A 14683-nucleotide genomic window follows, 5' to 3' on the forward strand; every position below is an offset into this window, starting at 1 on the left:
ACGGTGGGGTGTGTCCGGTGGTCCCAGTGCAGGAGGGCGCTGCCGTCCTGGACGGAGCCGTCGATCCGAGAGCAGTGGTGCCAGCAGGAACAGGATCAGGGCGGGCATGTCTCCTCCGTCTGGCGGCCGGTCGCGGCGCCGAAGAGCCGCACGAGCTCGCGGCCGTAGTGGGCGGGATCTGGGTGTCCGGGCCGGGACATCTCCAGTGCCGCGCCGTCGAGGGCGGCGCGCAGGCTGACCGCGACGACACGGGTGTCGAACGCGACCATCTCCCCGGCCCGCTGGGCGTCGTGCAGGTAGCCCGCCAGTTCGGCGAGCTCCGGTTCGTGGATTTCCGGTCCGAACTCGGGGCGGCCGTCGGGCCGGCGCAGGTTGCCGCGTACGGCGGTGAGCGCGGCGATCGCATGCGGATGCGCGGCGTAGAACTCGACGCTGGCCAGGATGAACTCGCGCAGGACCGCGGAGGGTGAGTGCTGCGCGTCCATCCGCGGGCGGATCGCGTCGTATGCCGTGCCGAACACCGCCGTCACGACGGCGCGCATGAGGTCCGCCTTCTCCGCAAAGTGGTACGAGATCAGCCCGCTGCTGGCGAGCCCGGCGTACCGGGCGATCCGGGCGAACGTCGCCGCGCCGTAGCCCTCCTCGGCGATGACCTCGATCGCGCTGTGCACGATCTGGGCTCGCCGGGCCTCGGCGGTGAGCCGCACACGGGTGCCATGCCCGCTATTGCTCACGTGAGCAATAAGCGCCACCGGCGGCGCAATGCCAGGAGCCGAGACGAACGAGACGGACGTGCTGGAGACCGGGTAGGTTGGCGGAGCGGCTCAGGCTGAGCCGGGGCCAATGGGATCGGCGCCGAGGGTGAGCCAGTCATCCCGCGCCCAACACACCCTGCAGAACAGGGCACTTGCGATGAGAAACGGCCACGTCCGGAAGCACAGCCGTTGACCACCATCCGCTGATCGGCCCATCGATCGCCCTACCGCGGGTCGACCGGGAGCGGCACCAGCCATTCCCACTCCTCATGGGCCAGATCGTGACGCTTCAGACACTCTTCATCCACACGGATGTTCTACGGAGAATCCCCGATAAAGATCCACGGGACACGCCTTAGGTCTGCTGTCGTTGACCCGGTGCCGTCTGCCAGCAGTGTGCTCGGCTCCAGGCCGGACAGTTATGGCTTACCTAGGTTGATCGAGCCGAAGACGTCGCCCGCCTGGAGCACGGGGCCGCTGATCCGGGCATTGCCACTGATCGTGTTCGACACGTCGTGCTTGCTCTGGACCAGGCGTGCGGTCTCCACGGTCCAACGGTGGAGTGCCTCCTCGAATGCGGGATCCGTTGCGGCGCGGCCCGCGATGATTTCCGCCGTTTCCTCGGCGGGGCGGGTTTCCGCGCGTTCTATGGCGGCAGTGACGGCGTCGTCGTCGGCGAAGCGACGGCGGATGAGCGCGGTCAGAGAGGTCCAGGCATTCTTGCCCGCTTCGCCCGCGGCACCGCCGATTATCGCCGAGATGACCGCTGCCAGGGTGGGAATGACACTCGGGTCCATCGCGCCTCTCTAGCGAAGGAGATTTCCTCCAGCGTAGGACTTGTTCGCGAGAGGCGGGCTTGGCTCGGCGTGAATTGCTGATTGGATATGACTGGCAGCATCTCATCGCCTTCATTGATCCGGACATATTTGCCTGAAAGTGGACAAAGAGGGATTTGTTGACAATGAGTGGCGGCCTTGCGGCGACCCGGCTTGGCGGGAACATTCCTGAAGCACGCCATGTGAAGGCGGTTCACGGATGAGGCGGACATGGTGAACGGTCCCGGCGATGACGAGGAAACGAACGACGCCGGGACACGCAATGAGGTGTCCGGGCAGGTGTCCGGCGGAGTAGTGCAGGCCAGGAATATCGGGACGGTCAACATCGGTAGCCCACCCCCGTCCCCCGCGCGGATTCCCCGGCAGCTGCCCGCCAGGCCGCGCGATTTCGTCAACAGGACCCAGGAACTGGCGCTGCTCGACGGCGTTCTCCACTCGGGACCCGCGGTCGCGGTGATCAGCGGTCTGAAGGGGGTGGGGAAGAGCGCGGTCAGTCACCTGTGGGCGCATCAGGCGCAGGAGCGCTTCCGCGACGGCCAGCTGTACGTGGACTTCAAGGCGCTGCGTCATCGCGGCGGCGCGGAGGTGAGCGGAGTCCTGGCGGGCTTCCTGCGCGCGCTCGGCGTTCACGAGTCGTGGATCCCGGCCGAGTTGTCAGAGCGCGCGGGCATGTTCCGTTCCCTGACGGCCGACCTGCGGCTGCTGGTGCTCGTGGACGACGCCGAGCACGCCGCCGAGGTCACTCCGCTGTGTCCCGCCTCCACGGGCAGCGCGGTGGTCGTGACCAGCCACCGCCAGCTCGGCGAACTGCTCGTCGCCGGTGCCAAGCCGGTCAGGATCGCACCGCTGGAGGAGGAACAGGGAGTGTCGTTGCTCGCCGGCATGCTGGGCGAGGATCGGGTCGCCGCGGAGCACGATCGGGCCGGCGAGCTGGTACGACTGTGCGGCGGACTGCCGATCGCGCTGCGCGTGGCCGGAGCACGTCTGGCGCAACGTCCCGCCTGGAAGATCGCCCGAATGGTCGGCGACCTGGTGGATGCCGATCGACGTCTCGATCACCTGGCAACGGAGGGCAGAGCGATCGTCGAGGCGGTGTTCCAGTCGGCATACGAGGGATTGCCCGAGGGGGCGGCCCACCTCTACCGCCTGCTGAGCGCCATCCCCGGTGCCGACTTTCCACTCGGCGTGGTCCGAGTCGTCCTGGCGGACGGAGCGGATCGAGCGGATCGGGCGGATCGGGCGCTGGATTCTCTTCTCGACGCCAACCTCATCGAAGAGATCGAGGGGGCCCGCTATCGGTTCCACGACCTCGTCCGGCTGCACGCGGTTCGTTGCGGGCGGCAACGGGAGTCCGCGAGGGAACGGGAGGCGGCGCTGCGGCGGGTGACGGAATGGTACCTGGGACAGGTGGTCGCCGCCGACGCCGCGATGGGGCCTCGCCTGCGCCTAGCCGACCAGCAGGGGCGGCTGTCGGCCGTGGGGCGGCCGTTCCGGGCACGCGGCGAGGCCCTCGACTGGCTCGACGCGGAACGCATGAACGTGCTCGCCATCGTACGAGCGGCGGCAGCCCGCGAATGGGACGATGTCGTCTGGCAGGTTGCCGAGGCGTTGTGGCCGTTCCATCATGACCGCGGCTACTACGCGGACTGGCTGGAGATCAACCGGCTGGGTGTGGAGGCGGCGCTGCGTATCGGGGAGTTGGCCGTGGAGGCCAGGATGCGCAACCAGTTGGCCCGTGCTCACGTGGAGCTCGGGGCCTACGATCAGGCGCGCGAGGAGCTCCGCCACGCGCGTCAGGCGGCTCTGGCGGCGGGCGACCGGAGAATGGAGGCGGTGGTCCTGGAGTCACTGGGCCGCGCGGCCCTGGCCCAGAGCGAGCCGGACGAGGCCGTTGAGCATTTCGCCGCAGCGCTGGCCATTCACGAGGAGGCAGGCAACGCCCGAGGGGTCGGCCTGCAGAGCTACCATCTTGGCCTGGCCCACAACCGAGCGGGCCGGCACAGCGAGGCGATCGCGGCCCTCGAACGCGCGCTGCCCGGCATGCCAGCTGGTGACAGGGCCGGCCAGGGCCGGATCCACCTAGGGTTGGGCGAGGCCCATCGCGGGCTCGGCCACCATGAGCGGGCTGTGCGATCGGCGGAGACGGCTGCGGCCCTCCTGAGCGAGAGCGGTGTGCCGGTGCGCGAGATGGAGGCATGGGAGTTGCTGGCCGAGCTGGCCGGCGATGTCGGCGACCGGGAGAGCGCCAGGGCACACCTGGGGCGAGCCCTTGCGGTCTGCCTGGCCTCGGGCAACGTGCCCAAGGCCGACGTGCTGCGAGCCAGGCTGGCCGCCACGAGCTGATCCTGCCTGGAGGCTACGAGCTGAATCGAGCTTCAAAAGGGCCGGGGGGGGGTGACGTTGGTGCGGATTACCTGCCCACCCACCTGGATGGCGATGTCCTCCGGCTCACGGCCGTCCGTCAACCAGCCGTACACAGCGGACGGCAGGCACCAAGGATCGGGTGGACGGCCCGATACGGAGACGTGCAGCCGGCGCCCGTCCCGCAGCGTCAGGTGAACCAACCTCGCATGGATGATCTCTGCGGCGAGATGACAACCCGGGTAGCGACGCAATGTCTCCTCCGCCCAGCCCGGCGCTGTAGCATCGCGGATGATGATCGCGGCACTCTCCAGAAGCCGCCGATCCAGTGTGCGGGCATCCACGATGAGATGTATCTCCCGAATCTGGTCGTCCGGCTCGTGCCCGGGGACGATGGGAAAGCGACGCAGAGCTACCGACGTGTCCCGGGCATCGGTCTCCACCAGGAAAGCCAGCACCTCATCCCGTTCCGCCAACGGCTCAGCCGGTGGTGTGGAGACGGGGACGGGGCCGCACTCCGGAAGGTCCATCAACCGGTAGGCCAGGCCTCGCAGCAGGCTCTCCGCCTGGCCCGGCATGCCCAGGCTCCGTCTTGTCACCTCGTCGTAGGTCCGATGGCCGGCCATGATGATCTCGAGCTGCCGCTGAAGGCCACGCCGCGGATCGAGCCGGGGCAACGCCCGGCACAAGGCGGCCGTGGGGGAGTCGGGGTCCAACTCCTCGCTCTCACGTCCGGAGGACGCGAGGAGGACGGGACGGCCCAGAGCCGTACCGTAGAACGTGACCGATCCGTGGTCGCCCACGATGACGTCCGCGGCGAGGAGAGCCGCCTGCCACCCCCGCTGAGGAGGCAGCAGCATCAGTCCCGCCTCGCGAGCGTCGGCAAACCACAGCCGTACCTGCAGACCGCCATGGCCGTACCAGATGTTGGGATGCGCGGCCAGGAGCACTTGGTATTCGTCGAAGGGGAGCTCGGCGACGAGGCGAGCCACCAGATCGCCGTTCGCGCCGAGCAGCGAGTGCTCGCCCCATGTCGAGGTCAGCAGCACCAGCTTGCGATCGTCACCGACGCCGAGTGCCTGCCGGTACCGGTCGCGCTGCTCCGCGCTCGCCACGATCCGGTCGAAGACCGGATCACCGGTCACCACGGCGCGGGGGATCGCCTCGGGGCAGTCGCGCGCCAGCCGGGCCACCTGCTCGTGGTGCGACAGCGCGATGGCCGCCGGAACCACCCGCCCTTCCCGCACCAGTTGCTGCCGGGCAAGGCCTGAGACCCCGGACCTCTTGCCGTCGGCCGACCTGATGAGCCGGTTGTGCCCGGCGCCGTGCGGCACGAGCAGCAGCGGCGCCTTCAGCCGGTGCAGGTCGCCGTTGGCGCTGGCGGAGATGGCCAGGTCGAACGGCGTGTCGACGGCCTGTGCCCACGAGACGGTACGGGCCTGGACCTCGCGCAGGTAATCGGTAACCCCGTCGTCGAACGCCGACCCGCCGCCGACGGTGAACAGCACCTGAACGCGGCGATCCGCTCGAAACAGCGGCGGCAGCATCTCCAGCAACCGGCCGGCGGTGGTCACCGTACGCGCCACAGCGAGAACGTTGCGCGCAGGTGAGATCGTGTGCCAACGGCGAGCCTCCGGCCCTATCGGAACCTGAAGCCAACCTTCGCCGCTCACCGCCACTCCGACCGGGACACCTTGGGAACCGCACGGCGCAATTCCACTGAGGACCTCACCTTATCGCCAGGCAAATCCTCCCATCCGATTGATGCCGGCTGCCGACGGCTCCCATGCCGAGTAGCGACGGTTCCGTCGATCATGTGCCTGAGCCCGACAGGGAGCGTGAGGTGCGTGATTCCGAGGACGTCGAGCAAGTCGGCAAGGCAACGAGTACGGCGGCCACGCCCATACGGTGATCCAGGTGGCCGGCGACTTGCACGGCGGTGTGCGCGGGGCTGCTGAATCGCCGCTGCCGGTCCCACGGCAGATCCCTGCTCCTGTCGCCGTACGCCAGTTCGCCTACCTTTCCGCCGTCCGCTTCCCTGCTGGAGATCTTCACGTGGTCTGCGCCGACTTCGGTGCCGGTCAGGGTCCCGCCGACGTTGGTGTCATGGTGGGCTCCTGCCTCAGTGGCCTGAGCATCAAGAACGAGCACATGCCCCGCACCTGGCAGAGCGCTCCAACAGCTTCCGCAGCCGTGCGGGACTCCGGCCGATCCTCGTGGTCATCGAGAACGCCACGGAACCGACGCAGGTCAGGCCTCTCGTCCCGAAGGCTCCTGGCAGCCTGATCCTGGTCACCACGAGTAATGACCTCACCGAACTGCGCCTGGACGGAGCCGTTTCCTGGATCTGGAGCAGTTCGACGAGGTGACTACCTGGAGCCGTCCTCCCAGGCCGCCGGCGTCTGTCCCGCGGTGGCCGAGCTCCAGACCACTATCGATCTGGTACGGCTCTGCGCGGGCCTGCCACTGGCCATTCTGACGCTCGCGGCGCGCGTGGCCGGGTTGCATGGGATGAGGCCTGCGTGAGCTGGAGGCGGGCTGAACGACCGGCTGCTCGCAGAGGTGACCGAGACGATGGCTCCGGTGCCAAGCCCCGGAAAGGCATGGCCGGTCACGCGAATGTTGTTTCGCTATTTACGGCGGCAGTGGAATGCAGGTCGCCTGCCGTACATAATCCCTGGAGGATTGCAGTGCACATGGAGGATCCGTCATTGTTGCTCATGTGTCTCTATCCCAAGCCGCATGAGCGTGTGCGGAGGGGTGACGACATCCAGCCAGGGATTGGTGTCGAAACGATGTGATGGTGAAGCGAAAGCCGCCCGATGCCGTCCATAATGATGTGACAGGGGTGATTCACGGTCCATTAGTCCAGGCGCGTGACGTATTTGGCGGCGTCCATTTCCATGAGACGGTGTCACTGCCCGTGCCGAGTCAGCTTCCGCCACGGCCGCGCCTGGTCGATCGCGAAGCCGCCATCGCCCAGCTGGACGCGCTGCGGGAGGAGGCGACGGATGTCCCGCTAACCGTGTTGATCACGGGCCCCGCGGGCGTGGGAAAGTCCGCGCTGTCCGTGGCCTGGGCGCACCAGATTCGCCCGCACTTCCCGGACGGGCAGTTATACGCCGATCTGCGCGGGCATTCCGGCGTCGGACTGGCGGCCCCTCACGAGGTGCTGGGCGACTTTCTCCACTCCCTCGGCGTCCCGACGGATCTCATACCCGGAGAGCTGCCGCAGCGGGTGGCGCTGTATCGCACGGTGACTCAGGACCAGAGGGTTCTCGTACTCCTCGAGGATGCGATGACCGCCGCTCAAGTGAGGCCACTGCTTCCGGCTTCGTCGGCGAGCGTCACCGTGGTGACCAGTAGATACCGGCTGGCGGGCCTGCTGATGCAGGGAGTGCGCGGCGTGTACGTCGATCGGTTCGACGCCGAGGCGAGTCTTGCCCTTCTTCGCGACGCCTTGGGGAGCGACCGGCTGGAACAGCAGTACGAGGCGGCCTCCGAACTGATCGAGCTGTGCATGCGCCTGCCGCTGGCCTTGAGCGTTGCGGCGGCCCGATTGGCCGCGCGTCCGAACTGGCCGCTCCGCGAGATGGTCACCGCGCTGGCCGAGGAGCAGAGGACCCTGGCCGCATTGACGATCGGAGACGATGTGGCATTGAGATCTGCGCTGGACCTCTCCTACCGCGCGCTCCGCCCTGATACCGCCCGGCTGTACCGGCTGCTGAGTCTCATCCCCGGAGACAGGTTCGGAGGTGATGCGGCAGCCGCGCTGGCCGGCATCTCGAGGATGGAGTCAAGGCGGCTGCTGGGGGAGCTGACTGACGCCAACCTGTTGACGGACATAGCCGACGGGCGCTACCGCTTTCATCACGCGCTGGTCCGGTCGCACGCTTCTCTGCTGGTCGAGGCCGAGGAGCAGCGTGAAACCCGGGATCGCGCCGTTGGGTGCTTGCTCGGCTGGTATCTCGCCACTGCCGCGTGCGCGGAACGCAGGCTGCGGCCGTACCGCACCGGGCTGCCGCGAGATGCCGAACCGCCTCCCGCCGAGGTGACGGACTTCGGCGGTCCGGAGGACGCGCTTGAATGGCTGGAGTCAGAACGTGCGAACTTGAGCGCCGCCGTCACCCTGGCGTACGAGTGCGGACGGGAGGTGACCGCGTGGCAACTCGCCGACTCCATGTGGGCACTCTTCCTCTTCATGGGCCATCACGTGGAGCGTGTCGAAGTGGAGGAGACAGGACTGGCCGCCGCCCGCTCCTGCGGAGACCAGTACGCCGAGGGGAAGATGCTGAACCGCCTGGGACTCAGCCTCAATGCCCTCGGACGCCGCGATGAGGCCGTCGCGCGATTCGAGGAGGCGCTTGAGATCTGGCGACGGCTCGGTGAACGGGAGAGGGAGGTCGGTTCGCTGCACAGGCTCGGGCTGGTCGCCGCTGGGCGCGGTGACCGCGATGCGGCTATCGCCCGGCTCACGGATGTGATCGCCGCATATCAGGTGTTGGGTGCCGGCCGGAAGGCCGCGTTAGCACGGATGGATCTGGCGGGCGTGCTCCTGGCACAGGACCGCGGTCTGGATGCGGTGGTCCACCTGGAGCGGGCGCGGCACCTGCTACGAGGCGTGGACGACTCCTACAACCGGACTCGTGTGGGGATCTTTCTCGGCTATGCCCATACCGCTGCGGGAGATCACGACCGAGCGGATCGGGAGCTGCGCGCCGCGCTCGAGACGATGTCCGAGCTGGGGTCTTCAGCCGGCATGGCAGCAGCCCTGGAGGGGCTGGGAAATCTGGCTGAGCGCACCGGGCGGAGAGACGAGGCGAGACGGATGTACGAGGCGGCACTGGAATCGATAGACCAGGACGGATCTATCGGATATGTCAGGATCAAAGCACGCCTTGATACGTTTGACCGTTATGTTTAAGTTTGTTGGGGGACATAGATAAAGGCCATCGTTGGTAGACGATGGCCTTTATGTGATAGATGGGATGACTGCCTGGTTATCCCATCATAATGAACCACATGAAAAGGGGCATTTCTCCCTCTTTGGGTTGTCGTGGACACAAAATACTGCCCCCGAAGGAAGTGTCCCACTCGTTTGGTAAGCGGGCCTTCCGCAGATCTTGGGCAATTATGCACCGGCCGTCCTCGGGATGTCGAGGCGCTCTCGTACGGATTCTGCTTCCGGAGCGCCGAGGCGCTCGAAGATCGTGAGGGCCTGGCGCCACGATCGCTCCGCGATCTTCCTTCCGTGCATGCACAGGAGTGCTTCACCCAGCCCCAGAAGTGAGCTGGCCTCAAGAAACGGGTCGCCGAGTTCACGAGCGAGGGTCAGTGCCTGCTCGTAGGTTTCCCGTGCGAGGGTGAACTGGCCGCTGTGCCGCTGACTGTCACCGATCCTCTGGAGTGCGCGCGACGATTCGTACGGGTCGCCTATGTCCCGCGCAATGGAAAGGGCCTTCTGGAAATGGATCAGCGCCTCGGCGTTGAGATCCATGCCCAGATAAGTCGATCCGATATTGCTGAGTGTGTCGGCTTCGTGCCGCCGGTCACCGGTCTCCCGATATATTGTCAACGCCTCACGGTAGAAAACCAGCGCCTCGGCGCGGCGTCCCTCGCGCTCAAGGCAATTGGCAATATTATTGAGTGCAACGGCCTCGTTCTGACGCCAGCCCGCTTCGCGCAGAATGACGAGTGCCTCCCTGAAGAGCGCCAGCGCGTTCCGATAGTCGCCGTGGTTGAAATGCAGCTCGCCCAGGTTGTTCAAAACCATTGCCTTCGTGGCGATATCGCCCGTCTCGTTCGAGATCTCGAGTGAGGTCTCGAAGACCCCCATGGCCTCCTCTGCGCGTCCCAGGTACGACAGCGCAATGCCCGAATGCAGCAACGCATTGCCTTCGCCGTGCCGGTCGGCGATCGCACAGAACAACGCGAGCGCCTTCTCCGCGTATCCCAGCGCTTCCCGGTTGTGCCCGGAGAGCCACGACAAGCGGGCGAGATGATCGAGCGTATCCGCCTCGCCGCGCCGGTCGCCCAGCATGCGGAAGATGCTGAGGCCTTTGCCGGCGCGTTCGAAAGCCTCGGCGTAGTGGCCCGTGCGGCTTCGCACGAGGCTGAGCTCGAGTTCCACGCGTGCTTCTCCCCCGCGGTCACCGATTTCCTGGCAGGCCCGGCGGGCCAGTTCGTGAACGCGGGCGGCGTCCTCCCAGTGCGCTGAGCGTTCCAGGTACGTCGCGATCGCCTGCGAAAGCTGGATCGCATGCACGGGATATGCGTGCTCGGCGGAGTAATGCACACACATCAGCACGTTGACCCGCTCGGCACGCAGCCACTCGGCGGCGGAACGCGGACTGTCAACGGACGGCGAATCGGGCGGGTGCGAGACACTCACGTTGTCGCGGCGCCTGTGCGGATAGAGAACGCGGTCGGCTCGGTCGGCGGCGTACAGGTAGAAATCGAGGAGCCGGCGGACAGCTCTCTGTGGCTCCTCTGCGGGCTCCTCCTCGGTGGCACGTTCCCGGGCGTACGCTCGCAGAAGATCGTGGAAGCAGACCCGTCCGGAGTTCGGTTCTTCCACAAGATGACGGTCGATCAACTCCTCCAGGGCGTGTTCCGCCTGCGTAGGATCGCATCCGATCAGCGCGGCGGCCGCACCGATGGTGAGGTCGGCACCGACATGCAGTCCAAGGCGGCGGAACGCCTTCCGCCGCTCCGATGACAATTCCTGGTATGACAGATCGAATGCGGTAAGAAGGTCGCTGTCTCCCGCGTACATCTCAACCAACTGGCCCTTGGGGCGTGACAGCTTCACCACCAGGTCTCCGACACCTCGCGCCGGCCGGTGGCGAAGCTTATTCGCCATGATCGTGACCGCGAGCGGGAGGTGGCCGCAAAGGTGGACGAGCTGTTTGACGTCACCGGCGTCGAGCCGTCGCTCCTGACCGACGATCCGGCGGAAGAGCAGTGCCGCCTCAGGCGGCATGAGCGCGTCCAGCGAGAGCGGGCGTACCCCCTCCAATCCGGCGAGCCGCCGCCGACTGGTGATCAGCACGAGGCTACCGGGCCTCCCCGGAAGGAAGGGTCTCACCTGGTCGGCGCTGGCCGCGTCGTCGAGCACGATCAACATTTGACGGTTGGCGAGCCGCGCGCGCCACAGTGCGGCACGCTGCTCCAGCGCCTCTGGGATCCGCTGAGGATCCTCCCCCAAGAGCCGCAACAGGACTTCGAGACCTTGGGCGGGTTCGATCGGCGGCTGGTGGGGATCGTGGGCGCGAAGATGCAAGTACCACCGCCCATCCGGATAGCGGTCTGCCAGCTCATGAGCCATGTGGACAGCGAGGGCTGTCTTACCGACGCCGGCCATTCCGTCTATGGCTTTGATCATCGCCGTTGAAGGGGAACGCTCCAGCTCGTCGTACAGGTGGCTCATCTCCGCCTCTCGCCCGGTGAAGTCCGGGATGTCACGAGGCAGATTGTCAGTGAGTGGCTCTGCGGCAACGTGGTGGTGTGCGGGCGGTGTGGCCAGATCGGAATCGCCACGCAGTATCCGCTCGTACGTTCCGCGCAGAACGGGTCCTGGCTCGGCTCCGAGGTCTTTGACCAGGCGGTGACTTGCCTGATGGTAGGCCTCCAGCGCCTCGCCCTGACGTCCGCACCGATAGAGGACGATCATCAAATGCTCGACGAACGACTCGTCATAGGGATATTGGTGGACGAGGCCGTACAGCTCTCCGACCAGTTCGGCGTGACGGCCCATGTCAAGTTCCATCGCCAGCCGCATGCCGATTGCGGCGCGATGCTCGCTCTCCAGGCTTGTCCGCAGCTTCGTCACCCATTCCCCGGACAAGCCGGAAAGTGGATCGCCTCGCCACAGGCTCTCCGCTTCCCGGAGTAATCGCAGCGCGTCTTCCGGATCCCCGCTGTCCGAGATTGCCCGTGCCTGTGCGTTCAACCGACGAAAGCGATGCAGGTCGATCGTTTGGGGGTCGGTTTCCAGCACGTAAGCGCCGGAACGAGAGCTCAGCCGTGCCCCGGTGCTGTCGAGCCGCCGGTTCAAACGGCTGCGCAGGCGTGCGATATAGCTGTGGACGCTCTCGCGTGCCTTGGACGGGGGTGCGTCGTCCCAAACCCGGTTGATCATGGTTTCGATGGACACGGGTTGTCCAGGAGTCAGAAGCAGGACGGCCAGCACGTGCCGTTCCTTGGCCGAGCCGAGCTCGCATGCTTCTCCGTCGGCCCATAACTCCACGGAGCCGAGTATTCGGAACTCCATGAATGTCCTTCCAGTGATCAAAGGGCCCCTCGCCGACAGTTTCCCGCAGACATGGTTATCGGTCCATATGGCATCCGTTGCCTGACTTTTGCATGTCACGGTTGTTGCAAGGATTTGTCCAGGAATCTGAGGGATTCTCGGATAGAGCCGTTGAACGGGGATTACGGCCAGGCGAATAGGGCGATGCGAAACCGCGCCGTCGGTGACAGGGGGTCGAAAGTCCGATGCCGTGTTCAGAGGGGTACCGCGTGCCGGTTGGGCCGGATGCGGCGCGCTGGGTGACGCGCCGTAGTCGGCGGACGGTGCTGGTGATCGTCCATACGGTCACGTCAGGCCAGCGTTTGCTGGACGTTGTGGGCCTTCTCGCCGCCGATCTCCGGGTCCAGGTGGTCTTCACGATAGGGCCCGATGTTTTCAGCAACGGGGTGGCCGAGTTGCTCAGGCGTATCGGGGGAGTGACGCTCCCGTGGCACCTGGCCGTCCGCGAGCAGTTCGACCTCGCGATCTGTGCCGCATATGGGGGGATCGAGAACATCCACGCACCTCTCGTGGTCATTCCGCATGGGGCCGGTTACAACAAACTGGTCAGCCGCCGGCTGGACGGCGGAGCCGTCGCGGCTCGCGGCGTGTACGGACTCAGTGCTCAGGAACTGGTCCGCGACGGCACAGTGGTTCCGTCAGCCATCGTGCTCGCTCACGACGCGGAACGTGGGCGGTTGGCGCGGAGTTGCCCAGAAGCTGTGGCGGTCGCCGAAGTCGTCGGCGACGCTTCCCATGATCGTTTGGTCGCCAGTTCATGTGAGCGTCGCGCCTATCGACGGGCTCTGCGGGTGCGGGACGAGCATGAGCTCGTGGCGGTGACCTCCACCTGGGGGCCGGGTTCTCTCTTCGGCCGACACCCAGGGTTGCTTCGTCGGATGCTGACTGAGCTTCCCCGCGACCGTTACCGCATCGCCGCCCTTCTTCATCCGAACATCTGGTTTGGTCACGGCATCTGGCAGATCCGTACCTGGCTGGCCGACTGCCTCAGGTACGAACTCGCGTTGGTACCGCCCGAAGCGGATTGGCGCGGTGTCCTCGTTGCCGCCGACCACGTGGTGGGCGACCACGGTTCGGCAGCGGTGTACGGCACGGTCTGCGGTGCCTCCGTCTTACTGGTGGGCGATGCGGGAGACGACGTGGATCCGGAGTCGGCCGGGGGACTTCTTGCCTCGACAGCACCCCGGCTCCGGCTGGATCAGCCCTTGCCGGCCCAACTGCGTTGGGCCGCCGCTCACCATCATCCGGGACGGCACGCTCGGGTAGTGGCACGGCTCACCTCGGCACCAGGCCGCTTCGATCGGAACATGCGGCGTCTGATGTACCGGCTGATGCGGCTGCCGCAGCCCCTCACAGTTCCGAGGGCAGATCCGGTGCCCGCGCCTTATCTGATCGGTGTTTCCGGCCATGTGGCCTTCAAGGGGAGAAGATGAGCAGCACAATAGTTGTAGCCGGCGTCACCAGCCTGTACATGGCCATGCCGGTGCCGGATTTCCCGTTGCCGTACGCGTCGCAGAGGTTCCCCGAATGGATGAGAGTCGAGGTGTCTGGGGCCGCTTGCCACATCGCCAGCACTGTCCACACCCTTGGCGACGAAGCGCGTCTCTGTACCCTCGTGGGGGAGGACCTCGCAGGAGAGGCGATCAACACGTCGCTGCGTGCCCGAGGGCTGTGGGGGCCAGGAGTGGTGACGGCACCACGATCCTCCCTCGGTGTTGTACTGGTGGCCTCGAATGGACGACGCTCAGGTCATCCGTATGTCGCCGCCGTCAACACCGTCGAATACCCCGTCGAGGTGTTCCGTTGCCTACTGCATGGCGCTGACCTCGCCGTCCTCACCAACACCGCGTTCGTCCGGCCCCTTCTGGAACACGCACGTGAACGGCATGTGCCGATCGCGGTCGACGTCCATCTGATCACGGATGTGGACGACGCGTACAACCGGCCTTGGCTGGAGGTCGCTGACATCATCTTCTGCAGCCACGAACGGCTGCCCTGCCCCCCGAGACAGTGGGTGGCGAAGATCTTCCAGCGCTATCCCGGGTGTGCGGTTGCCGCCGTCGGTCTTGGTGGGCGAGGATGCGTCATGGGGCTGACCGACGGTTCCCTGGTCGAGGCCGTGGCCATCGCACCACGCGGAGTTGTGAGCACGGCGGGGGCCGGGGACGCACTCTTCGCGTCGTTCGTCCACAGCTGGCTCGCCACTGGGAACCCCATGGCGGCACTTGAGGACGCGGTGCTTCACGCCGGCTGGAAAGTAGGTGACACTTTCCCTGGTGCGACCTCGCTGACGGCCGTGGAGTTGGCTCAGCTTCGGGAAAGCCACCCTGTCGCCATGTTCCTCGGGCGCTGGGACAGCCAGCGTATGACCGCGCGTCGGGGCTCGGCCTCGCATGACTCAAACCAGACGCGGCCTTGAA

The 14683-nt window shown here is 66.4% G+C and carries 8 protein-coding genes; 4 read left to right on the forward strand and 4 right to left on the reverse strand.

Annotation, left to right across the window (positions count from 1 at the left end):
• Nucleotides 1-95: 95 nt before the first annotated feature.
• A complete protein-coding gene (locus tag ETD86_RS12240) occupies nt 96-734 on the reverse strand; it encodes a TetR/AcrR family transcriptional regulator (protein WP_170223037.1) in 639 nt (212 codons plus the stop codon).
• Nucleotides 735-1174: 440 nt separating this feature from the next.
• Nucleotides 1175-1552 carry a hypothetical protein gene (locus tag ETD86_RS12245; protein ID WP_138666255.1) on the reverse strand — a complete coding sequence of 126 codons (378 nt, stop codon included), beginning with the start codon at nt 1550-1552 and terminating at the stop codon, nt 1175-1177.
• 249 nt (nt 1553-1801) lie between these two features.
• Here ETD86_RS12245 and ETD86_RS12250 point away from each other — a divergent pair, with 249 nt between their 5' ends.
• Nucleotides 1802-3934, forward strand: coding sequence for a tetratricopeptide repeat protein (locus ETD86_RS12250; protein ID WP_138666256.1), 2133 nt, complete (start codon nt 1802-1804; stop codon nt 3932-3934).
• 32 nt (nt 3935-3966) lie between these two features.
• Here the strand turns inward: ETD86_RS12250 and ETD86_RS12255 are convergent, their stop codons facing one another.
• The gene (locus ETD86_RS12255) at nt 3967-5538 is read right to left on the reverse strand and encodes a CDP-glycerol glycerophosphotransferase family protein (RefSeq protein ID WP_138666257.1); all 1572 of its coding nucleotides are present in this window, start codon (nt 5536-5538) and stop codon (nt 3967-3969) included.
• Nucleotides 5539-6752: 1214 nt separating this feature from the next.
• On the opposite strand from ETD86_RS12255, the gene ETD86_RS12260 reads away from it, so the two are divergent.
• Nucleotides 6753-8876 carry a tetratricopeptide repeat protein gene (locus ETD86_RS12260; RefSeq protein WP_138666258.1) on the forward strand — a complete coding sequence of 708 codons (2124 nt, stop codon included), beginning with the start codon at nt 6753-6755 and terminating at the stop codon, nt 8874-8876.
• A 207-nt stretch (nt 8877-9083) separates the two neighbouring features.
• On the opposite strand, the gene ETD86_RS12265 is transcribed toward ETD86_RS12260, so the two are convergent.
• Complete coding sequence (locus tag ETD86_RS12265) at nt 9084-12224, reverse strand: AfsR/SARP family transcriptional regulator (protein WP_138666259.1); 3141 nt, start codon at nt 12222-12224, stop codon at nt 9084-9086.
• Nucleotides 12225-12526: 302 nt separating this feature from the next.
• Here ETD86_RS12265 and ETD86_RS12270 point away from each other — a divergent pair, with 302 nt between their 5' ends.
• Together ETD86_RS12270 and ETD86_RS12275 are read left to right on the forward strand one after the other, a co-directional pair.
• Nucleotides 12527-13696 (forward strand): hypothetical protein, encoded by a 1170-nt coding sequence (locus tag ETD86_RS12270; protein ID WP_211369996.1) that lies wholly within the window; start codon nt 12527-12529, stop codon nt 13694-13696.
• Entirely contained in the window at nt 13693-14682 is a 990-nt protein-coding gene (locus tag ETD86_RS12275; RefSeq protein WP_138666261.1) for a carbohydrate kinase family protein, read from the forward strand. The genes ETD86_RS12270 and ETD86_RS12275 overlap by 4 nt, the downstream gene beginning before the upstream one ends.
• The last annotated feature ends 1 nt before the right edge of the window (nt 14683 follow it).

The sequence above is a fragment of the Nonomuraea turkmeniaca genome (assembly GCF_005889735.1).
GTDB classification, from domain to species: domain Bacteria; phylum Actinomycetota; class Actinomycetes; order Streptosporangiales; family Streptosporangiaceae; genus Nonomuraea; species Nonomuraea turkmeniaca.